Raw genomic sequence first — 22,777 nt, 5'->3', positions numbered from 1 at the left:
CATACCCCCAATGATCAAGCTGCCCCACCCCAGGCTCCATCAACTGCTGATCCAGCTCCATGCCGAACCACTGCCACAGGAGGAGCTGGCTCGCCGCCTCAATGTCTCCACCCGCACGGTGCGCACCGATGTGGCAACCCTTAACGAACTGATTGCCACGCACGGCGCTCACCTGATCCACCAGCGTGGCAGCGGCTACCAGCTGAAAATCTACAATCAGGGACTGTTCGAGGCTCTGCTGGCGGCCCAGGGTCAGGATAGCGGCCTGCCACGCACCAGCCGGGAGCGGGTGCTGCACCTGCAGATCCTGCTATTGACGGCAGAGCAGGGGATCAAGCTCGATGAGCTGGCTGATACCTGGTATCTGAGCCGGGCGGCACTGCAAGGGGATATGGCGGAAGTCCGTGAGCAACTCAGCCACTTCAGGCTCAGCGTCGAGAGCAAACCCCGCCTGGGGATGCGCATTCAGGGGGAGGAGACGGCGATCCGGGCCTGTTTAACCCAACTGCTCTATCAGGAGTTGCTGCACAACAACCAGTTGCAAACCCTGTTGCCCAACCTTTGCCCCAGCAAGACGATGGAGGTAGTGGGCAATCACATCCATGCCCAGCTTGCCCGACATCAGCTGCGTCTCGCTGACGAGAGCTTGCAGCAGCTCGCCATCTACTGCGCCGTTGCACTGCTGCGTCAGGCATCCGGTCACGAGTTGCGCCACTTCGCCAGCGAAGATCTGACTCTGCCGCTGCTGGCAGTATCTCGCGATATTTATGCGGTATTGCCAACCCTGACGCCCCCCGTAGAGGATGAGATCGCCGGTCTCGCCATCCAGATCCAGGCGCGCCTGATTGCCGATACTCCCCAGCTCAGCCCGGCAATGGCCGCCGAGAGCGAACAGCTGGTGGAACATCTGCTGGCCTACATTCATCAACAATACCCTTACGACCTGCGAGGCGACCAACAGCTGCGAGCCGACCTGCAAACCCATATCAGCGCCATGCTGCTGCGGGTCAAATACCAGATAGGCAACCACAACCCGCTGGCCGATCACATCAAGCAGTACTATCCCCTCGCCTACGACATCACGCTGGCGGCCATTTCGGAGTGGATCAAGCAGACCCCCTACCGACTGACCCACCACGAGATCGGCTATCTGGTGATCCATATCGGGGTCGGGCTGGAGCGCCATTACGACATCGGCTATACCCGCCGCCCGCAGGCGCTATTGCTTTGCGATGCGGGCAACGCCACCTTCCGGGTGCTGGAAGCACGCATCAAGCGGGAGTATCCCCAGTTACAGCTGACCACGCTGGAGTCAGTGCGGGATTACGAAGGTCTGGCGCAGATCGCACAGGACTTTGTCATCAGTACCGTCAAGGTGAACGAAAAAAACGCTCCCGTGGTACTCGTTGCCCCCTTCCCGACCCAATACCAGCTGGAGCAGCTTGGCAAGCTGGTGCTGATCGACCGCACCCGCCCCTACATGCTCGACAAATATTTCGATGCCGACCACTTCATGGTGGTCACAGAACCCCTTACCCAGGCCGAACTGTTTGCCCGCATCTGTGATCAGCTGGAGGCGGAAGATCTGGTGGAGAGCGGCTTCAGAGCCTCACTGCAGGAGCGGGAGCGGATCGTATCCACCATGTTGGGAGAAGGGATCGCCCTGCCCCACTCCCTCGGTCTGCTGGCGCGCCGCACTCTGGTTTACACCGTGCTGGCACCACAGGGGATCGACTGGAGCAACGGGGAAATCGCGACGCTCATCTTCGTGCTGGCCATCAGCAAGGCCGATTACGAAGAGGCGATGGGTCTCTACGATCTGTTTCTGGCACTGATGAACGAAAAAGCCAGCAGGAATCTGCTGGCTTGTCGCGATTTTGCCAGCTTCAAAGCGCTGGCGCGTACCGGTTCATAACATAAAACGAGGAGTGACTACTCCTCGTTGAAGCCGGAGGTGAACAGCTCCACCACGGCGGCCAAGGCCTCGACCTCTTCAGGCCCCTCAACCTGTACTTCCACCTGCCGCCCTTGCGCCGAATCCAGCATCAGCAGGCCGATGATGCTGTCAGCATCGGCCTCCACACCATCTTCATTGCGCAGCAGCACGTGGGCATCGAAACCCTGCACCAGCTCGAACAGCATCATGGCTGGTCTGGCATGAATACCCAGCTTGTTTTTCACTTCAACCGAGGCGGAAACAGTCATCGGGTCGTCCTATTGGTCCGTCAGGATTGGGAGGCACTCTTGTCGAGAGTGCGGTGGCGGATCTGCACGTTCTTGCCAAGCAAACGGAATGCACTGGCCAGCCGCTCTGCAATAAAGACCGAGCGGTGCTGACCGCCGGTGCAACCGATGCCGACCGTGAGGTAGCTGCGATTGTTGCGCTCCAGATGGGGCAACCAGGTCGCCAGCATATTTTCGATCTGCTGGGTAAACAGCATCACGTCAGCCTGCGCCGAGAGGTAGTTGGCGACCAGCTCATCCTTGCCGGTGAACGGCTTGAGCTCGGGGATCCAGTGCGGGTTAGGCAGGAAGCGGGCATCGAACACGAAGTCGGCATCCTTGGGAATGCCGTACTTGAAGCCGAACGACTCGAACACCAGCACCAGCTCGTTCTCTTTCTTGCCGAGTACCCGGGTTTTGATGAGCTCGCTCAGGTCGTGAATGCTGAGGGAGGTGGTGTCGATGCGCAGGTCAGCGGTCGAGGAGATGGGCGCCAGCAGGTGGGTCTCCTCCCGAATCGCCTCATCCAGCGACAGCTTGTTGCGTGAGAGGGGGTGCAAACGGCGGCTCTCGCCATAGCGCTTGAGCAGGGTGCCGTTGTCGGCGTCGAAGAAGAAGCTGGAGAACTCTACCCGCCCCTCATTGCGCACCTGTGCCAGCAGATTTTCCAGTTTCTCCGGATCGCTCGGCAGGTTGCGTACATCGATACTGACCGCCAGCTTGTCATACTGGCTCTCGACCGAAACAATCAGCTGGGGCAGCAGATTGACCGGCAGGTTGTCCACACAGTAGTAACCCAGATCTTCCAGCACTCGCAGGGCTACCGTTTTACCGGAGCCCGAACGTCCACTTACCACGATTAACTGCATCTTGTTCCCTCACGCCAAAACGGGTGTCTCATCCTTGGCCTGCTGTCAGGCCGAGGTCATGATCTGATAGAGCTCTTCGTCGCTGGTTGCCTGACGCAACTGGCGGCAAACCGCCTTGTCACCCAGCTTGGAAGCCATCAGAGAAAGGGTCTTGAGATGCTGCTTGCACTCGCTTTCCGGCACCAGCAAGGCAAACAGCAGGTCAACCGGTTGATTGTCGATGGAATCGAAAGGAATAGGGTCGGCAAAGGTCATCAGGATCGCGGTTGGCGGGAACTCATCGTCAATGCGACCGTGGGGGATCGCAATACCGGCACCGATCCCGGTACTACCCATTTTTTCGCGGGCCAGCAAGCATTCAAACAGCGCCTGACGGGAGGTGCCAAGGCGTTCGGCGGCCAGCTCGCTGATGATTTCGAGGGCGCGTTTCTTGCTGGTACAAGGGACTGCACTCTTGGTGCAGTCCCGACTCAGTATGTGTTCAAGTTGCATGGTTATTTTTTATTTAACTTATCTTTGTGCTTGATGATCTGCCTGTCCAGCTTGTCGAGCAAGGTGTCTATCGCAGCATACATATCGGCATGTTCAGAGTTGGCAAACACTTCGCCACCGCTGACATGCAATTTGGCTTCCGCTATCTGGTTCAGTTTTTCCACGCTAAGCACCACATGAACATTGTTGATGTGGTCGAAGTGACGCTCGAGTTTGGCAAATTTGTTATTCACATAATCACGCAGAGCTTCGGTGATCTCGACATGGTGTCCGGTCAGGTTAATTTGCATAACATCATCCTTTTGTTTGCCTAAACCAGGCGTTTGCGCTGATTGGAAGGTGGGATAAACAAGGATTCGCGATACTTAGCGATCGTGCGTCTCGCCACCATAATACCCTGTTCGGCCAGCAAATCCGCGATCTTGCTATCACTTAACGGCTTGGCAGGATTCTCTGCCGTGACCAGCTTCTTGATGAGCGCGCGAATTGCGGTCGATGAGCACTCTCCTCCTCCTTCGGTGTTCACATGGCTGGAGAAAAAAAACTTCAATTCGAAGATACCACGGGGGGTATGCATGTACTTCTGGGTCGTTACCCGGGAGATGGTCGACTCATGCATCTCTACCGCTTCGGCGATGTCATTGAGCACCATGGGCTTCATCGCCTCTTCACCATACTCGAAAAAGCCCTGTTGCTGCTCGACAATGCAACTGGCCACTTTCAGCAGGGTGTCATTGCGACTTTCCAGGCTCTTGATGAACCACTTGGCTTCCTGCAAATGGGAGCGAATAAACTGGGTGTCGGTGCTGCTGCGAGCGTTGCGGGCCATGGCGGCATAGGTCTCGTTGACCCGGATGCGGGGGGCGGAGTCGGGATTGAGCTCGACCACCCACTTGCTGCCCTTCTTGACCACGGAGACGTCGGGGATCACGTACTGGGAGTCGCTCTGGATGATGCCATTGCCGGGGCGCGGCTCCAGCAGCTGGATCAGATCCAGCACCTCCTTGAGGTCGCTCTCTTTGAGTTTTGTCTTGCGGGCGAGGGTGCGGTAATCCCGGTTACCGAGCAGCTCCATGTGCTCGAGGATCACCTCCTTGGCCTCGTTGAGCCAGGGGGTCTGCGGGTCATACTGATCCAGCTGGATCAGCAAACACTCCTGCACAGAACGGGCAGCAATGCCGACCGGATCGAAGTGCTGAACCCGCTTGAGTACCGCCTCGACCTCATCGAGTTCCACCTCTACGTCATCACTGGTGACGGCAGCCTGGATATCCTCCAGCGCAACGGTCAGATAACCGGATTCGTCGATGGCATCGATGATGGCGAGCGCGATGGCGGCATCCACATCGCTGAACGGTGTGAGCCGCATCTGCCACAGCAGATAATCCTGCAGGTTTTCGGTGGTTTCACCCTGATAGACGCTATCTTCCCCATCGTGGATGGGGCCCGCGCTCTGGGCGGTGCCGGCAGAGTAAACCTCGTCCCAAGTGGTATCCACCGGCAACTCGTCCGGCATCTGCTCCTGAGCCATGGCATCGCTGGAATCCAGCTGGCTGGCATCGACCGGCGCTTCCGGACTGGTCTCTTGCGCCTCGCTCTCTTCCTGCTCCAGCAGAGGGTTGTTTTCGAGCGCTTGCTGAATTTCCTGCTGAAGTTCCAGAGTGGAGAGCTGGAGCAGACGAATCGCTTGTTGTAATTGCGGCGTCATGGTCAGGGACTGACCGAGACGCAACTGTAATGTCGGCTTCATCTACGTCGGGATATCCTTATGTTCAGCGAGGCACTCGTCAAAGGAAATGAAGGCATGCCCCCTTACTATAGACTGAATTGATCGCCCAAATAGACGCGCTTGACCTGCTCATCGGCAAGGATGTCAGCCGGTGCACCCTCGGCAATCATCTTGCCATGGCTGACGATATAAGCCTTCTCACATACGTCCAGAGTCTCTCTGACGTTGTGGTCGGTAATCAAGACGCCAAGGCCTCTATCTTTCAGATGCTGAATGATCTTCTTGATGTCTATCACAGAAATCGGGTCAACCCCTGCAAAGGGTTCATCCAGCAGAATAAAACGCGGCTCGGCCGCCAGCGCACGGGCGATCTCGACCCGACGGCGCTCACCGCCGGAGAGGCTCTGACCCAGGTTGTCGCGAATGTGGGTGATGTTGAACTCTTCCAGCAGTTGCTGAACCTTGTCCTCACGCTCCTCGCGACTCAACCCCTTGCGGGTCTGCATCACTCCCATCAGGTTGTCGAACACCGACAGGCGACGGAAGATGGAGGCCTCCTGCGGCAGGTAACCGATGCCGTTACGCGCCCGCACATGCATGGGCTGCAGGCTGATGTCCTGATCGTCGATAGTGATGAGACCGGCATCGCGCTGCACCAGCCCCACGATCATGTAGAAGGAGGTGGTCTTGCCCGCCCCGTTGGGGCCGAGCAGGCCGACAATCTGGCCGGTGCCCACTTCAAGGCTGACGTCACTCACCACCATGCGGCGCTTGTAGCTCTTCTGCAGGCCCACTGCTTTTAACACTGCCATGGCTTATTTTCCCTGCTTCTTCTGGTCGGCGGGCTTGTCGAAATTCTCTACCTGATCAGGCAGGAATACGGTTTTGACCCGCTGGCTCGGGCTCTTGCTCTCGGCGATCATCTTCTGTTTGACGATGTCGTAGCGGATCAGATCGCCATTGACCTGGCTATCTTCCTGCTTGAGCTGACCGTTGCCGGTGATGGTCACCAGCCGGTTCTTCAGCTCGTAGCGGATAGTGTTGCCGTGGGCATTGACCGGCTTGCCGTTATCCAGGATCTGGAAGAAGGTGGCGGGCTTGCCGTAGGCAGTCATCACCTCGGCCCCTTTCTCGCCGGAACGGGTCACTACCACCTTGTCAGCCTTGATCCGGATGGTGCCCTGATTGATGGTGACATCCTCTTCGAAGGTGATGCGGTTGTCCTGCATCTCGGCCACCTGTTTGACGGCATCGACGTAGACCTTCTCGGCAAAGTCGGACTCTTTGGCGGTCACCGCACCACACAACAACAGGGCTGCGAGGGCCAGATTAGCGTTTTTCATTGAAATAGATGGCATGGCCTTGATCCAGTAACTCAAAATATTTGCGGTCCAGATGGCCCTTGAGGCCAACCCCTTGGGTCTGGAAATCCCGACCCAGAATGTTCACTTCCCGGTTGCTGCGCACATCCTGTGTCACCAGATCCAGCTCCAGATAGGGGGTATCCAGTGTGGAGATGAAAGAGGTGGGCAACAGACCATCCAGATGCACCTTGTCCCGCAGGATGATGTTGTCGCCAGTGTTGAGCACGCCGGTTTCGGCGGTCACCTTCCACTCGGCGGCACCCTGATCGTCATACATGTAGACCACCGGCTTGTCGAAGGTGGCCTGCTCGAGGATTTGATAATACTCGGCGTAGGTCGACTCCAGCCGCTCGGTGCGCTTGCCGTTGATATCAAAACGGGTGGTCACCAGATCTTTGGCGACAAAATCCGGCTGATAGTTTTCGATTTTGACGGCGCTCTCCGGCACCAGCTCAACCTTGCCCAACTGCCAAGCAACCAGCGCGACCAGAAACAGCAGGGCAAACAACAGGGTTTGTCTGCTCATACCGAGGCCTCAGGCTGATAATCGTCGTGGCCCTGCGCCTGCAAAATGAGGTCACACACCTCACGCACCGCGCCCATGCCACCGCCAAACCGGGTCACCATATCGGCACGACTCAGCACCAGCGGATGGGCATCGGCCACGGCAATGCCGAGCCCACAGACCTGCATCACCGGCAGATCGATGGTGTCATCGCCCATATAGGCAGCCTGTTCCGGGGTCAGCCCCAGCTTGGCCAGCAACGCTTCGAAGTGAGGCAGCTTTTTATCAGCCCCCTGCACCACATGAGCCACCCCCAGGCTTTTCATCCGATCGCTGACGATACGGGAGTTGCGCCCGGTGATGATGGCGATCTCGATCCCGGCATTGAGCAGCGCTCGCATGCCGGCACCATCGCGGGTGCAGAAGGTTTTCAGCTCTTCGCCGTTGTTTCCCATGTAGATGAGGCCGTTGGAGAGCACCCCGTCCACATCGCACACCAGCAGGCGGATTTGCGCCGCCTTGTCGAACTGGCTGCGCGTCACCGGACCATAGAGGGTCGGTACGTTTTGCATCAAATTACTCCGGCTTTCAGCAGGTCGTGCATGTTGAAGGCGCCGAGCGGGCGTTTCTCTTCATCCACGACCAGTAATCCGTTGATTTTTCTCGTTTCCATCAGCTTGACGGCTTCCGCAGCCATCATCTCTGGGCCTACGGTAACACAGTTGGCCGTCATCACACGGCTGATGGGGGTGTGATGGATATCGATCTGCTGGTCAAGAATGCGGCGCAGGTCGCCATCGGTAAAGAGTCCGGCCAGCAGGCCATTGCCATCGACCACTGCCGTCATACCGAGCCCCTTGCGGCTCACTTCCAGCAGCGCCTGGCTGATGGTGGCATCGATCCCCACCTGGGGCAACAGCTCACCGCTGTGCATCAGGTCGCCAACCCGCAGCAACAGACGCTTGCCGAGCGACCCGCCCGGGTGAGAGAGGGCGAAGTCATCGGCGGTAAAACCGCGCGCTTCCAGCAGGGCGACCGCCAGGGCATCGCCCATAACCAAGGTTGCCGTGGTGCTGGAAGTGGGTGCCAGACCCAGCGGGCAGGCCTCTTTCTCGACCTTGATGCACAGATGCACGTTGGCCTCTTTGGCCATGGTGGAGGCCGGATTGCCGGTCATGCAGATGAGCGGAATGCCGCGGCGCTTTAGTACCGGCAGCAGAGCCAGGATTTCGTCGCTCTCACCGGAGTTGGAGATGGCGATGATAAGGTCGCCACTGGAGATCATCCCCAGATCGCCGTGACTCGCTTCCCCCGGGTGAAGGAAGAAGGCCGGGGTGCCGGTGCTGGCGAGGGTGGCGGCGATCTTGCTGCCGATATGGCCCGATTTGCCCATGCCGGTGACCACTATCTTGCCACCGCAGCGCAGCACCATTTCGCACGCCTTGTCGAAGGCGTCGTTCAGATACTGATAGAGTCCATCAATGGCTTGCTTTTCTGTGTCCAGCACCGCGCGGGCACTGCGACGAAAATCGAACAGTTCAGACACTTTCTCAGGCTTTACAGACATAAAGACACAGCTCCGGGCCGAAATTAGCTGCGGGATTATAAAAAAGTCTGCCCGGATAAGCGAATCGGATGGCAAGTCCCGCTCTCGATGACGCACTTTGTTACAGAAAACTGTCGTGCAAATGGGCTTGCAGCCTGTTCAATAGTTGTTCCTTGCTGTTGCTTAGACCTAGACTACCCCATAAAATTCGCACCTCATTTACACCGGATGGACAATTGTTTGAACAATGACCTGATCACCATCTCCGATCTGACCTTCAGTCACGGAGATCGGCTGTTGTATGACGGGATCAACCTGACCATTCCTCGTGGCAAGGTGACCGCCGTCATGGGCCCGAGCGGCATCGGTAAAACCACCCTGCTGCGGCTGATCGGTGGCCAGCTCAAGCCGGAGTCCGGTCACATTCTGTTTGACGGGGAAGATATCCCCACCCTCTCCCGTTCGCGCCTCTATGAAGTGCGCAAACGGATGAGCATGCTGTTCCAGAGCGGCGCCCTGTTTACCGGCATGACGGTCTACGACAACGTGGCCTTCCCGCTACGGGAGCACTCCGGCCTGCCGGAGGAGCTGATCCACACCATCGTCATGATGAAGCTGCAGGCGGTGGGCTTGCGCGGCGCGGCGAAACTGATGCCCTCCGAGCTCTCCGGCGGCATGGCGCGCCGGGCGGCGCTGGCACGGGCCATCGCCCTTGACCCCGACCTCATCATGTATGACGAGCCGTTTGTCGGGCAGGATCCCATCACCATGGCGGTGCTGGTCAAGCTGATCAAGGAGCTGAATGATGCCCTCGGTATCACCTCAGTCATCGTCACCCACGATGTGAAAGAGGTGCTGAGCATCGCCGATTACGCCTACATCATTGCCAATCGCAAGGTGGTGGCGCACGGCACGCCGGACCAGCTGCGCGAGGAGCACAATCCCGAAGTCGAGCAGTTCCTCAAAGGATTGCCCGATGGTCCTGTTCCGTTTCATTTTCCGGCAGGCGATCTGCTACAGGATCTCTGATGTTGATAAGTCAAATAAGCAAGCTGGGGCGGGTCGGAGTGCGGTTTATCAGCTCCGTCGGTCGCGCCACCATCATGTTGTTCCATGCGCTGGCGGGCAAACCCGAGCCGCGCAAGCACTTCCCGCTGCTTGTCCAGCAGTTGTATGTGGTGGGCGTACAGTCGGTGGCCATCATTCTGGTCTCCGGCCTGTTCATCGGCATGGTGCTCTCGCTGCAGGGTTACAACGTATTGAAGGATTTCGGCGCCGAGCAGAGTCTGGGGCCGCTGGTCTCCCTCTCCCTGCTGCGGGAGCTGGGCCCTGTGGTCACGGCGCTGCTGTTTGCCGGCCGTGCCGGTTCGGCCCTGACCGCTGAAATCGGCCTGATGAAGGCCACCGAGCAACTTTCAAGCCTCGAGATGATGGCGGTCGACCCGCTGCGCCGGGTGGTTGCCCCCCGCTTCTGGGCTGGCGTCATCAGTATGCCGCTGCTGGCCTTTATGTTCAGCCTGATCGGCATCTTCGGCGGCAAGCTGGTAGGTGTGGACTGGCTCGGCGTGGACGAAGGGGGCTTCTGGTCTGCCATGCAGGCCTCCGTCGACTGGCATGAAGACATCATGCAGGGCGCCATCAAGAGCCTGATTTTCGCCCTGGTGGTCACCTGGATTGCGCTCTTTAACGGCTATGATGCCAAGCCGACCTCGGCCGGGATCAGTCAGGCCACGACCCGAACTGTGGTCCACTCATCCCTCGCCGTGCTCGGCCTGGATTTTATACTCACTGCAGTCATGTTTGGATAAGGTAAAGATGAAGTTCAGCAAAGTAGAATTCCTGGTCGGCACCTTCATGCTGGCTGGCATCGGTGCCATTCTGGCACTGGCCCTGCAAGTGGCCGGTTTGAGCTTCAAACCGGAAGGAGAAACCTATACCCTGCGCGCGCATTTCGATAATATCGGCGGCCTGAAAGTCCGTTCGCCGGTCAAGGTCGGCGGCGTGGTGGTCGGTCGGGTCAGCGACATCGTACTGGACCCGAAAACCCAGGTGCCCGAAGTAACCCTGATGATGCAAAAGAGCGCTGGCGAGTTTGCCGATACCAGCTCCCTCTCCATCCTCACCTCCGGTCTGCTCGGCGAGCAGTACATCGGTCTGGCCCCCGGCTTCAGCGATGAGGAGATGGGCACCGAGATGCTCAAGGATGGCGACCTGATTGAAGACACCAAATCCGCCATCGTGCTGGAAGATCTGATTGGCAAGTTCCTCTACAGCCAATCCTCCGACAGCAAATCAGACAGCAAGAAGGAGTAACCATGTTCAAGAAGATCGCCCTGCTGCTGGGTCTGATGACCAGCATGCTCTTTTCCCTGTCTGCCCAGGCCGCAGTCGATGCCACCGACCCCAACGCGCTGGTGGATCAGGCTGCCAAGCAGACCTTTGCCCGCCTGAAAGCCGATCAGGCCCAGGTGAAAAGCAATCCGGATCACCTGCGGGTGATCATCCGCGAAGAGCTGCTGCCCTATGTGGACAACCGCTTCGCCGCCTACAAGGTGCTTGGCAACCAGATTAAAGAGACCACCGAAGCGCAGCGCAATGCCTTCGTCGAGGTGTTCACCGAGTACATGGTGAGCTCCTACGCAGATGCGCTGGCCCATTTTGACAAGCAGACCGTCAAGGTCGAGCCGGGCAAAGCTCCCAGCGGCAATATCACCGCCGTCAACGTCAGCGTGAAAGAGACCGGCAAGCCGGACATCTTCCTTGAGTTCAAGCTGCGCAAGAACAACAAGACCGGCGAGTGGAAAGCCTTCGACATGGTGGCAGAGGGGATCAGCCTGCTCTCCGCCAAGCAGAGCGAGCTGGGCGGCCTCATTCGCCAGAACGGCATTGATGCGGTGATCGCCCAGTTGCGCGAGCACAACGCCAAGCCGCTGGTACTCAAACCATGACTCTCAGCGGTGAGCTGCAGGCGCCACAGGTCAATGACCTGTGGCAACGCCGCGCCGAATGGTGGCAGGACGACCAGCTCGAGCTCGGCGGCGTCACCACCCTCGACTCTGCCGGACTGGCCCTGCTGGTCAAATGGGCCAAAGCCGTATTAGCGCGAGGCGCCACACCGCAACTGGTGGGCGCCTCCAGTGATTTCTATACCCTGGCCAACCTCTACGGGGTGGCCGGGCTGTTTCAGTCAACCCCGCTCACAACTGAGGACGCATAATGCAAGTCTCTGAAATTGAAGCGATACTCCTTGAGGCTCTGCCATTGTCCGAAGTCCATGTCAAAGGGGACGGTAGTCACTACCAAGTGATCGCCGTCGGTGACATGTTTGACGGCATGAGCCGGGTCAAGAAGCAGCAGGCCATCTATGCCCCGCTGATGGACAAGATCGCCAGCAACGCCATTCACGCCCTCTCCATCAAGGCGTTCACCGACGCTGAGTGGAAACGCGAACGTAAATTCCTATTGCCCTCCTGATTTGGTAACGAAGTAAAAATGGACAAATTCAAAATCGATGGTCGTTGTACTCTCAACGGCGAAGTGACCATCTCCGGCGCCAAAAACGCCGCGCTGCCGATCCTGTTCGCGACCCTGCTCTGTGATGAAGAGGTACACCTCTCCAACGTGCCGCGTCTGAAAGATGTGGGCACCACCATCAAGCTGCTGGAGATGCTGGGCGCGACCACCAAGGTCAACGGCAACGTCACCGTGCTGACCGGTGCGGTGAACAACCACGTCGCCCCCTACGAGCTGGTGAAGACCATGCGCGCCTCCATTCTGGCGCTGGGCCCGCTGGCTGCCCGTTTCGGTGCTGCCGACGTCTCCCTGCCCGGCGGCTGCGCCATCGGAGCCCGTCCGGTCAACCTGCACGTCCACGGCCTGGAGCTGATGGGTGCCAAGATCACCATCGAAGATGGTTACATCAAGGCCCGTGTCGATGGCCGCCTGAAAGGCGCCCACATCCTTATGGACATGGTCTCCGTGACCGGTACCGAAAACCTGATGATGGCCGCCACCCTGGCTGATGGCCGCACCGTGATTGAAAACGCCGCGCGCGAGCCGGAAGTGGTCGATCTGGCCAACTTCCTCAATACTCTGGGCGCCAAGATCCAGGGGGCGGGCACCGATACCCTGACCATCGACGGTGTCGAGCGTCTGCACGGCGGCAACTACAGCGTGCAGCCTGACCGCATCGAAACCGGTACCTTCCTGGTGGGCGCAGCGGTCACCGGCGGCAAGATCACCTGCCGCAAGACCGACCCGACCCTGCTGGAAGCGGTACTGGTCAAGCTGGAAGAGGCTGGCGCCCTGATTGAGAAGGGTGAAGACTGGATCACCCTCGACATGACCGGCCGCACCCTCAAGCCGGTCACCATCAAGACTGCCCCCTACCCGGCCTTCCCGACCGACATGCAGGCACAGTTCACCGTGCTGAACGCCGTTGCCAAAGGCACCGGCATGGTCACCGAGACCATCTTCGAGAACCGCTTCATGCACGTTCCCGAACTGGTACGGATGGGTGCAGACATCGAACTGCAGGGCAATGTGGCCATCTGCCGTGACACCGAGCAACTCAAGGGTGCCCAGGTGATGGCGACCGATCTGCGCGCCTCCGCCAGTCTGGTACTGGCCGGCTTCGTGGCCGAGGGCTCCACCATCGTCGACCGTATCTATCACATCGACCGTGGCTACGAAGACATCGAGCAGAAGCTGCAGGGTCTGGGTGGCCGCATCGAGCGCATCAAGGGCTGATAGCCCACTGATCGCTAGCCGGTAAAAAGGCCCCCTCGCGTTGGCGAGGGGGCCTTTTTCATGGTTTCGGTTCTGTTGAAACCGGGATCAGTGGCCCGCCAGCTTCATATTCTCTACCAGCACCGAGCCGGTCTTGAGACTGGAGCGCTCATCTTCGTCACGACCTACCGCCACGATATGGCTGAACATCTCGGCCAGATTGCCGGCGATGGTGATCTCCTCGACCGGATAGGCTATCTCGCCATTCTCGACCCAGAAGCCGGCGGCGCCGCGGGAGTAGTCACCATTGACGATATTGACCCCCTGCCCCATCAGCTCGGTCACCAGCAGACCGGTGCCCATCTCTTTCAGCATGCCTTGAAAATCCTGGCCGGTATTGGAGACCTGCCAGTTGTGGATGCCACCGGCGTGACCCGTAGTAGTCAGCCCGAGCTTGCGGGCAGAGTAGGAGGTAAGCAGCCAGCTCATCAGCTCGCCGTTACGGATGATATCCATGTCGCGGGTCCGCACCCCTTCCCCATCGAACGGGGTACTGGCAAGCCCGCCCAGCAGGTGGGGGAACTCCTGAATGGTGAGCCACTCGGGCAGTATCTGCTTGCCCAATTTGTCGAGCAGGAAGCTCGACTTGCGATAGAGGTTGCCACCGCTGATGGCCATCACCAGATGGCCCCACAGGCCGGAGGCGGTATCGGGGTGGAACAGCACAGGCGCATGACGGGTAGAGATCTTGCGGGCGCCGAGGCGGGAGACGGTACGCTCAACGGCTTCGTCGGCAATGCGCTGCGGACTCCAGAGCCCGTCGAGGGTACGGCTGGAGGAGTAGCCGTAATCACGCTGCATATCGCCATCCTGCTCGCCGATCAGCACGCAGCTCAGTGAGTTGCGCGACGCCGCGTAGCCTTTGACGAAGCCGTGACTGTTGCCATAGACCTTGATGCCAAGATGGCTGGAGAAACCGGCACCGTCGGAGTGCTTGATACGGGCATCGCGACCAAGCGCCAGCCGCTCGCACTCGATGGCCAGTTCGATGCCGCGCTGGGGATCCAGTTCGATTTGGTGGCACAGTTGCAGATCGGGGGCATCCCAGGCCAGCAGCTCGGCGTCCGCCAGACCGGCGCAATCATCGGCCGAGGTGTGGCGAGCAATCTCGATGGCCGCTTCAACGGCGGCACGAATGGCGGGTTTGCTCAGATCGGTGGTCGAGGAAGATCCCTTGCAACCATCGCGATAGACGGCGATGCCGAGGGCGCCATCTTTATTGAATTCAATGCTTTCCAGTTCACAACCCCGGGTGTTCACCGACAACCCGGTCTGCTTGCTGATGGAGACTTCGGCCAGCGAGGCGCCCAGTCCTTTGGCTATCTCCAGGGCTTCGGCAACCACGGCCTCGAGATGGGCTTGATCCTGGCGGATTTGGTCTTGCTGATCCATAACTCACATCTGTATGAAAGAAGGAAAGGGGGGTAAGCATATCAGACCCCTGCGCCCAGCGGGAGAAGCTGGTAACATATCCGCCAAACGTGAATGACAGGAATCAAGAGACCGATGAGTCAATATCAAGACGACAACGAGTTCGAAGACTGGGGCCCCAGCAAGAGCCAGCTCAAGCGCGATGCCGAAGCATTGCAGAAAATGGGGGAAGAGATCGTCTCCCTCAGCCACAGCGAGCTGGAAAAAATCCCGTTGGATGAAGAGCTTGCAGAAGCTGTCGAGCTGGGTCGCAAACTCAAGCCGAAGAAGGATGAGTCCTTCCGTCGCCATCTGCAGTTCATCGGCCGCCTGATGCGCAGCCGCGATATCGAGCCGATTGCCGAAGCGCTCTCCATCATCAAGAACCGTCACTCCACCGTGAATGCACGCCTGCATCGCCTGGAGCAGTGGCGCGAGCGCCTGATCACCGAAGGTGACAGCGCCCTCAACGAGCTGATGTCCCAGTTCCACGAGCTGGATCGCCAGAAACTGCGCCAGCTGATCCGCTCCGCCAACAAGGAGCGGGAGCTGAACAAGCCGCCGGTCGCCTACCGCGAGATGTACCAGTATCTGCGCGGCGAGATCGAAGACCTGCTGTGATCCCCGAAACACGCCTCCCCTCGGGGAGGCGTGTTTCTATTGATGCCTTTTTCTCTCCACATACCCCGCCATCCCTGCGCGTTTAATATATCCACCATCTTGCTACCCCAGCCATAACGGCTCATCTCAACAGCCCCGTTAAATCGCAGCGTCAGAGCAGTTCAAGACAAATCCGTTAACAACTTGGCATCATTTTGTTTGACATATTGAACGGCCTTGGCAGACTGAAGAGAGGATCCATGCCGTCGCTGCCCAGGCTGACCAACGATTCTGTCACCCGGCCCGACGCGGGATCCCATGACCATGCCTTGAGGCATGCCCTTGCCCTGACGGTTTGCAAGGGCCTGCCCAAGGCGCAGGATGAGACTTCAACGCCAAGGATAATCAAGGTGCCCTATGCCAAATCCCCAGCCTCCCGCCACCCGTAAACCTGTCGTGCTGATGACCATGGGCGCCCAGCCCCGCAACGGCCACGCCTATCAGGTGATGACCCACAAATACATCATGCCGCTGGTGGAGATAAGCGGCTGCGTCCCGCTGCTGGTGCCCACCTGCTGCGGCACCACCGATCTGGAGCAGTATCTGGATCTCGCCGATGGGGTCTATCTGAGTGGTGCAGGTTCCAACATCGATCCGGCCCTCTACGGCCAGGAGAACCTCACGCCGGAAAAACAGCAAGACAGGGATCGCGATTTGTTCGACCTGCCCCTCATCAAGGGGGCGCTCGCCCGTGGTTTGCCGATCCTCGGGATCTGCCGCGGCATGCAGGAGATCAACGTGGCGCTGGGGGGAGACATCCATCAGAAGGTCTATAACGAGCCGGGTTATGACGATCACCGGGAGGATGCCGACGATCCGGTCGACGAGCAGTATGGGCCGAGCCATCAGATCAAACTGCTGCCGGGCAGCTGGTTTGCCGAACTGATGGGGGAAGAACAGATTCCGGTCAACTCCCTGCATGGGCAGGGCATCAACCGGTTGGGGAAGGGTCTGGAGCCGTTGGCCCACGCCGAAGATGGACTGATCGAGGCACTTCATGCTCCCGCACTGTCACCCTTTTTGCTGGCAGTGCAGTGGCATCCGGAGTGGAAAGCCAATGAAAACCCCCACTCCATCAAGATCTTTCAAGCCTTTGGCGATGCCTGCCGCCAACGCAGTGCATTGATGGCAGCGAGTTAACCCCTCATCGATTCAGTCGCCAAACCCGCGCGCCTTGAGCTTGGGCAGCCCACCCCGCTCGGGGCGCAAGGTGCGGCAGATATCCATCCCCTTGAGCCCGCGCTGGATATGGTCAGGCGAATGGCCAAACACCATACCGTTGCTGCGGTAGAGGTTGTTGTCATCCAGCTCGAACTTCTCGCCACCGATCAGCAACTGCTCGCGGCCATTGACCGTGTCACCCCGCTTGATGGGCACCTTCATATCACTCAGCACCTCGCCGGTGGCACACCCCTCGCGCCAGCGTGCCTCGCTGGAGAAGGGGGTAATGGCTATTTCACGCCAGGAGCCATCCCGGAATTCGACCCGATACTTCTCGGCCAGCAGGTCGCAGCCAGCCAATGGCAACAGGGCCATCAAACAGATGATTTTCTTTGAAAATTTCACTCAATCGCACTCCTTTGCCCGGTTCTGCACAGGATAAATAAATTGCCGCCCCAACGCACCATTTCCCCGCGTCGCAGCAGCTATGCTGGAAATAAAACCACAATAAGGTGCTGCTATGGCTGGCGAAAACCTCACCGCGCTACCGACGCTGATCTGGATTGGCGAACACCCGTTCTGGACCTTGCTCACCCTATCCCTGATGCTGGTCCACTTCTGGCGCCGTCCGGGACAGCGACGGGAGCTGCTCTCCGAGCTCAGTTTCGTGATGATTAGCGCGGTGGTGATCCTGCTGATCCAGCTGGAAGGGGGCTGGTTCAAACTGCCGCTGCCCCATCAATTGCTGATCGAGATCTCCACCCTGCTGGCTGGCCTGATACTGGTCAAGATATGGGGGATCCTGCTGTTCGAGTTTCTGCTCCCCCTCTGCCATGTGCGGATCCCGCGGATCATCGCCGATATCGTCATCACCATCGGCTATATCGGCTGGGGTCTGTTTCGCCTCTACGCCTCCGGCATGGCGCTCGGGGAGATAGTCACCACCTCGGCGGTCATCACCGCGGTCATCGCCTTCGCCATGCAGGACACCCTTGGCAACCTGCTGGCCGGGGTCTCCATTCAGCTCGACAACTCCATCGCCATCGGTGACTGGCTGCAAGTCGACACCACCCAGGGCCGGGTGGTGGAGATCAACTGGCGTGCCACCACCATCGAGACCCGCAACTGGGAGACTGTCGTCATCCCCAACAGCCACCTGCTCAAACAGCGCTTCACCGTGCTCGGGCGCCGCCGTGGCGAACCCTTGCAGTGGCGGCGCTGGGTCTGGTTCGATCTGACCCTGGATACCCTGCCGACCCAGATCATCGCGCTGATCGAGAAATCCCTGCGGGAGACCAAGCTCCCCTGTGTCGCCAAGCATCCGCAACCGGACTGCCTGCTGATGAACGTCGAAGGAGGGATTGCCCGCTATGCAGTGCGCTACTGGCTCACTGACCTGGCTCGCGACGATCCGACCGACTCCATGGTGCGCAGCCTGATCGATGCCGCCCTGCGCCGCAACGATCGCCGCCTCACCCCGCCGATCTTCAACGTCTTTATGGCCAAGGAGAAGCAGCATCTGGATGCCCGCCACAAGCGCCACACCGCCGAACGAACCGATACCCTGCGCAAGCTGCCGCTGTTTGCCATGTTGCAGGAGAACGAGCTGCTCCAGCTGGCCGATCAGGTGAAGTTCGCCCCCTTCGTCAGCGGCGACATCATGCTGGAGCAAGGGGATGTCTCCAGCTGGCTGTTCGTGCTGGTCAAAGGGGAGGCCGAGATGGTGGTCAATGTCGAGGGACGAGAGCTGAAGCTTGGTACGCTCAACGCAGGAGACTTCTTTGGCGAACTGAGCCTGCTCACCGGCGAGCCCAGCTCCTTCACGGTGCGGGCGGTGGCCACCGTCGAAACCTATCGCATCAATCAGGCAATGTTTCAGGAGTTGGTGATGCAGCGCGAGGCGCTGGTCGAGCCCCTCTACCGGGTGCTGAGCGACCGCCAGCAGGAGCAGCGGGCCCTGCTGGAGCGGGAGGCGGAAGCCATGAAGCAACCACCACAGCAGCTTGATCTGCTTGATAAACTGATGAAGCTGTTCGGCGGAAGATGACGTAGCATGGCATCGTATTGAGGACGTGAAGAGAGAACCGCAGCCATGTTACTGACTACCCTGGCCCTTGCCGCCAGCCTGCAATTTGATTGTCCCGCCACCATAGAGACTCGCCAACAGCTGCTGACCCCGCAGCAGGGCTGGCAGGCGTTCACCCGCCATGACGATGGCAAACCGGACGAAACCCTCAGTCACCGGCTCGATAATCTGGCCCTGTTCGACGGAGATCCTGCCGAACTGGCACAACTCAAACCGGATAATGGCGACAGCGACGAGATCCACTACTGGAGCCAGCTCGATAGCAGCCTGCGCCCCCTCTATCTGGTCTGCCGCTATCAGAACAGCGCCATCACCCTGCAGCAGGCGCTGCCCGTCGGCATCAGCTACTGCCGCGTCAACCAGCGCGATCGCTACACCCTGCTCGGGCTGGTTTGTCGCAAATAGCGGGCGTAATCCCTTGCCATATATCGCTATTCGCTGACAGCCATTACCGCCTAAGCCGGGCCACCCGCCAGCGCCATCAGAGCAGCAGCTCGGCCAACTCCTCCAGTGCCGTCAGCTCAACGTCCGGCAACAGTTGCAGCTGTTGCCACGGTTGTTGCCGCTCGTTGAGCCAGGCAGCGCGAAAGCCGTGCAAGCGGGCACCCAGTACATCGGTCTCGGGATGATCCCCCACATGGAGGATCCGCTCTGCTGGCAGCTTGAGGGTGCTGCGGGTCTGCTCAAACATATCCGGTGCCGGTTTCATTCTGGCGCCCGCCCCCGCCTTGCAGACCAGCGTGAAGTAGCGATCCAGCCCTGCCTGAACCAGATCCAGATTGCCGTTGGTGATGACCACCAGCGGATAGCGTTCGGCCAATCTGGCCAGCAGATGATGGGTTGACTCGCTCACCTCGATCTTCGAGCGCTCTGCCAGAAACGCAGCAAACACCTGCTCCGCCTCACGACTGGCCTGCTGGTCAGCCATGCCCCCCGCCACCATAGCGGCGCGGATGGTCTGCTGGCGCGCCAGACTGACATCGTGGCGCAGCTCGGGCCTGGCCAGCAACACGGTGCGTTTTAACTCCAGCCAGCGCGGCTTGTCGAGCATGGCGGTGGCCAGATATTCGCTGCGCAGATGGCTCAGCATCCACTGCTCGGCGCGCACGATGGCGGGGCCGTTGTCATAGAGGGTGTCATCGAGGTCAAACGAGATGGCAGCAACCGGCTGCCAGCGGCGATAGAAGTGCATGGACTCTCCTCTGCAACGGGGCTCAGGGCCCGTTATTCATCGTCCTGTGCATCCGGGTCACGCTTGGCCCTTGGGTGAGCGCTGTCGTAGACCTTGGCCAGATGCTGGAAGTCGAGGTGGGTATAGATCTGGGTGGTGGAGAGGTCGGCATGTCCCAGCAGCTCCTGAACCGCCCGGAGATCGCCGGAAGACTCCAGCATATGGGTGGCGAAGCTGTGGCGCAGCTTGTGGGGATGGACGTGGGCGTTGAGCGCCTGCTTGTTGCCCCAGCCATCGAGGCGGGCCTGCACCGAGCGGGCCGACAGCCGCTGCTTGCGGCTGGAGACAAACAGCGCCTCGCTCTCATCCCCGGCCAGCAGCGGGCGCACCTTGAGCCACTTCTGCAGCCACTCGACCGCCATCCGGCCGATGGGCAGCACCCGCTCCCGCGAGCCCTTGCCGGTCACCTTGAGCTGGCGGTCGTCGAGCTTCAGATCCACCAGATTGATCCCCACCAGCTCGGCCAGACGCAGCCCTGAAGAGTACATCAGCTCCATGATGGCGCGATCCCGCACCGCCAGCGGATCCTGCTCGTCGGTGATGTTGAGCAGCTGGTGCATCTCGTCCACATCGAGGTTTTTCGGCAGCGGCCGCCCCTGTTTGGGGGTGACGATGCCACGGGCCGGATTGGCGGTCAGCCGCCCCTGCCGCACCTGCCAGTCGCAAAAGCTGCGCAGGGCAGAGACCTTGGTGGAAAGGGAACGAGGAGCAAGGCCCCCCTTGTGCATCCGGGTCACCAGAGTGCGCACCTGACTCGCCTCGAGCCGACCCCAATCAGTGAGCCCGAGGGCCACCAACTCGGCAGTCATCGCCTCCAGATGGGCTTGATAGTTATTGCGGGTATGAGGGCTGAGCTGACGCTCGACCCTCAGGTATTCGATAAAGGCCGCCAGCTCGTCCGCCAGTGCCGCGGGCAGTGGCGGTGCGACGACGGGTGCCTTGGCCGGTGTTCTAGCCATGAATCAACTCGGGCAGACGCAGTTGCAGCAGGCGCCCCAGTTGGCCCAGCAGCAGGGTGTCGTTGTGGGGAGTAAAGTGGCCGGGATCCGAGCTGGCGAAGGCCAGCACACCGAGATCGCCGAGCCGCATCAGGGCCACCGAGTTGACCAGCACATCGTGGCCAAACAGCGCCTGCTTCTCGCTCTGGCTCAGGCGGCCAAAGTAGTAATCCTGCCCCGGCAGACGCTGACCCAGCAGGGATTCCAGCTGCTTGCCCTGTGCCAAAAAACGCTGCTCGGGCCCGCTCAGAGCAAACTTCTTGGGGTTGAGCCAGAGTCGCAGCCCGGTCAGGCGCAGCCGCTGGACAAAGGCCTTGCCCATCACGGCACTCACCTCGAACAGGGTCTGGCAGCCGTACAGCTCGCCGTAGAGATCGGCATAGACCCGGAAGATCCGCTCGTTCTCGCTGGCGATCCCCATCAATTCGGTGATCTCCTGCTCCAGCTGTTCGATCCGCTCGCGCTGACGCTCCAGCTGGCGCTCGACCAGCGAGACCGACCCTTTGCGTTCATGGGGAATGCGGATCCGGTCCAGCACGGCGGCATGGCGTTGGAAAAACTCGGGATAACGGGCCAGGTACTCCAGCACAGTGGCTTCATCCACCGATTGCTCCTGCCGTTTGAGTTCGCTCATAAATTGGTTGATCCATCAGAGAAATGGGGCTCGCTGCCCCGACATCATGGGCAAAGGGGGCCAACGCCCCCCGTACCTGAACCTTTATCGGCTAAACCTCTATCTGGCCGTCAAACACATGCTCGGCGGGGCCTGTCATATAGACCGGCTGGCCCGGCCCCTTCCAGGCGATGGTCAGCTTGCCGCCCGGCAGACTGACGGTGACCCGCTCCTTGAGCTTGCCCTGACTGATGCCAATTACTGCCGCCGCACAGGCACCGGTGCCGCAGGCCAGGGTCTCGCCACAGCCCCGCTCGAATACACGCAGCTTGATCTCGGTGGCATTAACCATCTCCATGAAACCGACGTTGACCCGCTCGGGAAAACGCTCGTGGCGCTCCATGATGGCACCCAGCGTCTCGACCGGCGCATCGGCGACCGAAGGCACCTCAATGACGCAGTGGGGATTGCCCATGGAGACCACGCCACACATCACGGTATGCTCCTGGGCCCGCAGCAGATAGGTTTTCTCTGCCTTCTGGGCCCGGAACGGGATCTTGCCCGGCTCAAACTGGGGAACCCCCATGTTGACCGTGACCTGATTCTCCCCCTCCAGCTGCAACACGATGCGACCCCGGGCGGTACTGACCGCGATGCGATCCCGGTTTATCAGCCCCTTGAGACGCACGAAACGGGCAAAACAGCGGGCACCGTTGCCGCACTGCTCCACCTCGCTGCCATCGGCATTGAAAATGCGATAGTGAAAGTCGAGTTCAGGGTCATAGGGCGGTTCGACCAGCAGCAGCTGGTCAAAGCCGATCCCGAAGTGGCGATCTGCCAGCTTCTTGATGACGTCATTGCTGAAAAATACCTTCTGGGTGACGCCATCCACCACCATGAAGTCGTTGCCCAAGCCATGCATCTTGGAAAAATCTATCAACATCGTGCATTCCTGTGCTGTTAGGGCTGTAAATACTCACCATCAACCACTATGAAGTCATTGGCCACAGCCCCATGCATCCTGGAACAATCTGTCCACATCGTGCATTCCTGTGCTGTCAGGGCTGTAAAAACTCACCGTCAACCTTTATGAAATCATTGT

Annotated in this window: 28 protein-coding genes; 12 read left to right on the top strand and 16 right to left on the bottom strand. The window is 59.5% G+C overall.

What is annotated here, in order from left to right:
• The first annotated feature begins 10 nt into the window (after window positions 1–10).
• Complete coding sequence (locus ACTG20_RS03570; RefSeq protein ID WP_194495604.1) at window positions 11–1,915, top strand: BglG family transcription antiterminator; 1,905 nt, start codon at window positions 11–13, stop codon at window positions 1,913–1,915.
• Window positions 1,916–1,932: 17 nt separating this feature from the next.
• On the opposite strand, the gene npr is transcribed toward ACTG20_RS03570, so the two are convergent.
• The 10 genes from npr to ACTG20_RS03520 form a co-directional block, all read right to left on the bottom strand.
• Window positions 1,933–2,205 (bottom strand): PTS phosphocarrier protein NPr, encoded by a 273-nt coding sequence (npr, locus tag ACTG20_RS03565; protein ID WP_005336318.1) that lies wholly within the window; start codon window positions 2,203–2,205, stop codon window positions 1,933–1,935.
• A 20-nt stretch (window positions 2,206–2,225) separates the two neighbouring features.
• Window positions 2,226–3,092 (bottom strand): RNase adapter RapZ, encoded by an 867-nt coding sequence (gene rapZ, locus ACTG20_RS03560; RefSeq protein WP_194495605.1) that lies wholly within the window; start codon window positions 3,090–3,092, stop codon window positions 2,226–2,228.
• Window positions 3,093–3,137: 45 nt separating this feature from the next.
• Entirely contained in the window at window positions 3,138–3,584 is a 447-nt protein-coding gene (ptsN, locus tag ACTG20_RS03555; RefSeq protein ID WP_005336322.1) for a PTS IIA-like nitrogen regulatory protein PtsN, read from the bottom strand.
• A gap of 2 nt (window positions 3,585–3,586) precedes the next feature.
• A complete protein-coding gene (gene hpf, locus ACTG20_RS03550; RefSeq protein ID WP_005336323.1) occupies window positions 3,587–3,874 on the bottom strand; it encodes a ribosome hibernation promoting factor in 288 nt (95 codons plus the stop codon).
• Window positions 3,875–3,894: 20 nt separating this feature from the next.
• Window positions 3,895–5,334 (bottom strand): RNA polymerase factor sigma-54, encoded by a 1,440-nt coding sequence (locus ACTG20_RS03545; RefSeq protein ID WP_005336331.1) that lies wholly within the window; start codon window positions 5,332–5,334, stop codon window positions 3,895–3,897.
• Between the two features lie 65 nt (window positions 5,335–5,399).
• Window positions 5,400–6,125, bottom strand: coding sequence for an LPS export ABC transporter ATP-binding protein (gene lptB / locus ACTG20_RS03540; protein WP_005336333.1), 726 nt, complete (start codon window positions 6,123–6,125; stop codon window positions 5,400–5,402).
• A 3-nt stretch (window positions 6,126–6,128) separates the two neighbouring features.
• On the bottom strand, window positions 6,129–6,656 hold the full coding sequence (gene lptA, locus ACTG20_RS03535; RefSeq protein WP_040068817.1) for a lipopolysaccharide transport periplasmic protein LptA: 528 nt from the start codon (window positions 6,654–6,656) through the stop codon (window positions 6,129–6,131).
• Window positions 6,643–7,203 (bottom strand): LPS export ABC transporter periplasmic protein LptC, encoded by a 561-nt coding sequence (gene lptC / locus ACTG20_RS03530; RefSeq protein ID WP_374995651.1) that lies wholly within the window; start codon window positions 7,201–7,203, stop codon window positions 6,643–6,645. Before lptC ends, lptA begins: the two co-directional genes overlap by 14 nt.
• Entirely contained in the window at window positions 7,200–7,754 is a 555-nt protein-coding gene (gene kdsC, locus ACTG20_RS03525; RefSeq protein ID WP_439987459.1) for a 3-deoxy-manno-octulosonate-8-phosphatase KdsC, read from the bottom strand. The genes lptC and kdsC overlap by 4 nt, the downstream gene beginning before the upstream one ends.
• Window positions 7,754–8,749 (bottom strand): KpsF/GutQ family sugar-phosphate isomerase, encoded by a 996-nt coding sequence (locus tag ACTG20_RS03520; RefSeq protein ID WP_100652505.1) that lies wholly within the window; start codon window positions 8,747–8,749, stop codon window positions 7,754–7,756. The genes kdsC and ACTG20_RS03520 overlap by 1 nt, the downstream gene beginning before the upstream one ends.
• Before the next feature lie 207 nt (window positions 8,750–8,956).
• Here ACTG20_RS03520 and mlaF point away from each other — a divergent pair, with 207 nt between their 5' ends.
• From mlaF to murA, 7 genes are read left to right on the top strand one after another with little or no spacing between them, the layout of a single operon-like run.
• Window positions 8,957–9,757, top strand: coding sequence for a phospholipid ABC transporter ATP-binding protein MlaF (mlaF, locus tag ACTG20_RS03515; RefSeq protein WP_005336343.1), 801 nt, complete (start codon window positions 8,957–8,959; stop codon window positions 9,755–9,757).
• Entirely contained in the window at window positions 9,757–10,536 is a 780-nt protein-coding gene (gene mlaE, locus ACTG20_RS03510) for a lipid asymmetry maintenance ABC transporter permease subunit MlaE (protein WP_005336345.1), read from the top strand. The genes mlaF and mlaE overlap by 1 nt, the downstream gene beginning before the upstream one ends.
• A 7-nt stretch (window positions 10,537–10,543) precedes the next feature.
• Window positions 10,544–11,041, top strand: a complete 498-nt coding sequence (gene mlaD / locus ACTG20_RS03505; RefSeq protein WP_005336348.1) for an outer membrane lipid asymmetry maintenance protein MlaD — start codon at window positions 10,544–10,546, stop codon at window positions 11,039–11,041.
• Window positions 11,042–11,043: 2 nt separating this feature from the next.
• Entirely contained in the window at window positions 11,044–11,676 is a 633-nt protein-coding gene (locus tag ACTG20_RS03500) for an ABC transporter substrate-binding protein (RefSeq protein WP_439987458.1), read from the top strand.
• Window positions 11,673–11,945, top strand: a complete 273-nt coding sequence (locus ACTG20_RS03495; protein WP_005336352.1) for an STAS domain-containing protein — start codon at window positions 11,673–11,675, stop codon at window positions 11,943–11,945. The genes ACTG20_RS03500 and ACTG20_RS03495 overlap by 4 nt, the downstream gene beginning before the upstream one ends.
• The gene (gene ibaG, locus ACTG20_RS03490; RefSeq protein ID WP_005306001.1) at window positions 11,945–12,202 is read left to right on the top strand and encodes a BolA family iron metabolism protein IbaG; all 258 of its coding nucleotides are present in this window, start codon (window positions 11,945–11,947) and stop codon (window positions 12,200–12,202) included. The genes ACTG20_RS03495 and ibaG overlap by 1 nt, the downstream gene beginning before the upstream one ends.
• Before the next feature lie 18 nt (window positions 12,203–12,220).
• Entirely contained in the window at window positions 12,221–13,477 is a 1,257-nt protein-coding gene (gene murA, locus ACTG20_RS03485; protein ID WP_005336355.1) for a UDP-N-acetylglucosamine 1-carboxyvinyltransferase, read from the top strand.
• Between the two features lie 87 nt (window positions 13,478–13,564).
• Here the strand turns inward: murA and pmbA are convergent, their stop codons facing one another.
• On the bottom strand, window positions 13,565–14,908 hold the full coding sequence (gene pmbA, locus ACTG20_RS03480) for a metalloprotease PmbA (protein ID WP_040068810.1): 1,344 nt from the start codon (window positions 14,906–14,908) through the stop codon (window positions 13,565–13,567).
• 114 nt (window positions 14,909–15,022) lie between these two features.
• On the opposite strand from pmbA, the gene yjgA reads away from it, so the two are divergent.
• Both yjgA and ACTG20_RS03470 read left to right on the top strand, forming a co-directional pair.
• On the top strand, window positions 15,023–15,547 hold the full coding sequence (gene yjgA, locus ACTG20_RS03475; protein WP_005336359.1) for a ribosome biogenesis factor YjgA: 525 nt from the start codon (window positions 15,023–15,025) through the stop codon (window positions 15,545–15,547).
• A 396-nt stretch (window positions 15,548–15,943) separates the two neighbouring features.
• On the top strand, window positions 15,944–16,726 hold the full coding sequence (locus ACTG20_RS03470; RefSeq protein WP_439987457.1) for a gamma-glutamyl-gamma-aminobutyrate hydrolase family protein: 783 nt from the start codon (window positions 15,944–15,946) through the stop codon (window positions 16,724–16,726).
• A 12-nt stretch (window positions 16,727–16,738) separates the two neighbouring features.
• Here the strand turns inward: ACTG20_RS03470 and ACTG20_RS03465 are convergent, their stop codons facing one another.
• Window positions 16,739–17,122: a hypothetical protein gene (locus tag ACTG20_RS03465; RefSeq protein ID WP_040069030.1), complete on the bottom strand. Its 384-nt coding sequence runs from the start codon at window positions 17,120–17,122 to the stop codon at window positions 16,739–16,741.
• Window positions 17,123–17,267: 145 nt separating this feature from the next.
• On the opposite strand from ACTG20_RS03465, the gene ACTG20_RS03460 reads away from it, so the two are divergent.
• Both ACTG20_RS03460 and ACTG20_RS03455 read left to right on the top strand, forming a co-directional pair.
• A complete protein-coding gene (locus tag ACTG20_RS03460; RefSeq protein WP_194495608.1) occupies window positions 17,268–18,794 on the top strand; it encodes a mechanosensitive ion channel family protein in 1,527 nt (508 codons plus the stop codon).
• Window positions 18,795–18,839: 45 nt separating this feature from the next.
• Window positions 18,840–19,238, top strand: coding sequence for an STY0301 family protein (locus ACTG20_RS03455; protein WP_194495609.1), 399 nt, complete (start codon window positions 18,840–18,842; stop codon window positions 19,236–19,238).
• 76 nt (window positions 19,239–19,314) lie between these two features.
• Here ACTG20_RS03455 and ACTG20_RS03450 read toward each other — a convergent pair whose 3' ends face one another.
• The 4 genes from ACTG20_RS03450 to dapF all read right to left on the bottom strand — a co-directional run bounded on the left by ACTG20_RS03450 (window position 19,315) and on the right by dapF (window position 22,618).
• The gene (locus ACTG20_RS03450) at window positions 19,315–20,025 is read right to left on the bottom strand and encodes an HAD-IA family hydrolase (protein WP_139747778.1); all 711 of its coding nucleotides are present in this window, start codon (window positions 20,023–20,025) and stop codon (window positions 19,315–19,317) included.
• Between the two features lie 32 nt (window positions 20,026–20,057).
• Entirely contained in the window at window positions 20,058–21,023 is a 966-nt protein-coding gene (gene xerC, locus ACTG20_RS03445; RefSeq protein ID WP_194495610.1) for a tyrosine recombinase XerC, read from the bottom strand.
• Window positions 21,016–21,696 carry a DUF484 family protein gene (locus tag ACTG20_RS03440; protein ID WP_216947481.1) on the bottom strand — a complete coding sequence of 227 codons (681 nt, stop codon included), beginning with the start codon at window positions 21,694–21,696 and terminating at the stop codon, window positions 21,016–21,018. Before ACTG20_RS03440 ends, xerC begins: the two co-directional genes overlap by 8 nt.
• Before the next feature lie 91 nt (window positions 21,697–21,787).
• Window positions 21,788–22,618 (bottom strand): diaminopimelate epimerase, encoded by an 831-nt coding sequence (dapF, locus tag ACTG20_RS03435; RefSeq protein ID WP_005336371.1) that lies wholly within the window; start codon window positions 22,616–22,618, stop codon window positions 21,788–21,790.
• Window positions 22,619–22,777 lie beyond the last annotated feature (159 nt).

The sequence above is a fragment of the Aeromonas sp. 84A genome, from assembly GCF_051919345.1.
Lineage (GTDB): Bacteria > Pseudomonadota > Gammaproteobacteria > Enterobacterales > Aeromonadaceae > Aeromonas > Aeromonas veronii.
The sequence above is the reverse complement of the archived record's forward strand: the minus strand, read 5'-3'. Positions and strand labels throughout refer to the sequence as shown.

Bases quoted from the DNA above. Each gene is read 5' to 3' on its own strand.
- ACTG20_RS03570 (WP_194495604.1), top strand. From the start codon at position 11: ATGATCAAGCTGCCCCACCCCAGGCTCCATCAACTGCTGATCCAGCTC.
- npr (WP_005336318.1), bottom strand. From the start codon at position 2,205: ATGACTGTTTCCGCCTCGGTTGAAGTGAAAAACAAGCTGGGTATTCAT.
- rapZ (WP_194495605.1), bottom strand. From the start codon at position 3,092: ATGCAGTTAATCGTGGTAAGTGGACGTTCGGGCTCCGGTAAAACGGTA.
- ptsN (WP_005336322.1), bottom strand. From the start codon at position 3,584: ATGCAACTTGAACACATACTGAGTCGGGACTGCACCAAGAGTGCAGTC.
- hpf (WP_005336323.1), bottom strand. From the start codon at position 3,874: ATGCAAATTAACCTGACCGGACACCATGTCGAGATCACCGAAGCTCTG.
- ACTG20_RS03545 (WP_005336331.1), bottom strand. From the start codon at position 5,334: ATGAAGCCGACATTACAGTTGCGTCTCGGTCAGTCCCTGACCATGACG.
- lptB (WP_005336333.1), bottom strand. From the start codon at position 6,125: ATGGCAGTGTTAAAAGCAGTGGGCCTGCAGAAGAGCTACAAGCGCCGC.
- lptA (WP_040068817.1), bottom strand. From the start codon at position 6,656: ATGAAAAACGCTAATCTGGCCCTCGCAGCCCTGTTGTTGTGTGGTGCG.
- lptC (WP_374995651.1), bottom strand. From the start codon at position 7,203: ATGAGCAGACAAACCCTGTTGTTTGCCCTGCTGTTTCTGGTCGCGCTG.
- kdsC (WP_439987459.1), bottom strand. From the start codon at position 7,754: ATGCAAAACGTACCGACCCTCTATGGTCCGGTGACGCGCAGCCAGTTC.
- ACTG20_RS03520 (WP_100652505.1), bottom strand. From the start codon at position 8,749: ATGTCTGTAAAGCCTGAGAAAGTGTCTGAACTGTTCGATTTTCGTCGC.
- mlaF (WP_005336343.1), top strand. From the start codon at position 8,957: ATGGACAATTGTTTGAACAATGACCTGATCACCATCTCCGATCTGACC.
- mlaE (WP_005336345.1), top strand. From the start codon at position 9,757: ATGTTGATAAGTCAAATAAGCAAGCTGGGGCGGGTCGGAGTGCGGTTT.
- mlaD (WP_005336348.1), top strand. From the start codon at position 10,544: ATGAAGTTCAGCAAAGTAGAATTCCTGGTCGGCACCTTCATGCTGGCT.
- ACTG20_RS03500 (WP_439987458.1), top strand. From the start codon at position 11,044: ATGTTCAAGAAGATCGCCCTGCTGCTGGGTCTGATGACCAGCATGCTC.
- ACTG20_RS03495 (WP_005336352.1), top strand. From the start codon at position 11,673: ATGACTCTCAGCGGTGAGCTGCAGGCGCCACAGGTCAATGACCTGTGG.
- ibaG (WP_005306001.1), top strand. From the start codon at position 11,945: ATGCAAGTCTCTGAAATTGAAGCGATACTCCTTGAGGCTCTGCCATTG.
- murA (WP_005336355.1), top strand. From the start codon at position 12,221: ATGGACAAATTCAAAATCGATGGTCGTTGTACTCTCAACGGCGAAGTG.
- pmbA (WP_040068810.1), bottom strand. From the start codon at position 14,908: ATGGATCAGCAAGACCAAATCCGCCAGGATCAAGCCCATCTCGAGGCC.
- yjgA (WP_005336359.1), top strand. From the start codon at position 15,023: ATGAGTCAATATCAAGACGACAACGAGTTCGAAGACTGGGGCCCCAGC.
- ACTG20_RS03470 (WP_439987457.1), top strand. From the start codon at position 15,944: ATGCCAAATCCCCAGCCTCCCGCCACCCGTAAACCTGTCGTGCTGATG.
- ACTG20_RS03465 (WP_040069030.1), bottom strand. From the start codon at position 17,122: ATGGCCCTGTTGCCATTGGCTGGCTGCGACCTGCTGGCCGAGAAGTAT.
- ACTG20_RS03460 (WP_194495608.1), top strand. From the start codon at position 17,268: ATGGCTGGCGAAAACCTCACCGCGCTACCGACGCTGATCTGGATTGGC.
- ACTG20_RS03455 (WP_194495609.1), top strand. From the start codon at position 18,840: ATGTTACTGACTACCCTGGCCCTTGCCGCCAGCCTGCAATTTGATTGT.
- ACTG20_RS03450 (WP_139747778.1), bottom strand. From the start codon at position 20,025: ATGCACTTCTATCGCCGCTGGCAGCCGGTTGCTGCCATCTCGTTTGAC.
- xerC (WP_194495610.1), bottom strand. From the start codon at position 21,023: ATGGCTAGAACACCGGCCAAGGCACCCGTCGTCGCACCGCCACTGCCC.
- ACTG20_RS03440 (WP_216947481.1), bottom strand. From the start codon at position 21,696: ATGAGCGAACTCAAACGGCAGGAGCAATCGGTGGATGAAGCCACTGTG.
- dapF (WP_005336371.1), bottom strand. From the start codon at position 22,618: ATGTTGATAGATTTTTCCAAGATGCATGGCTTGGGCAACGACTTCATG.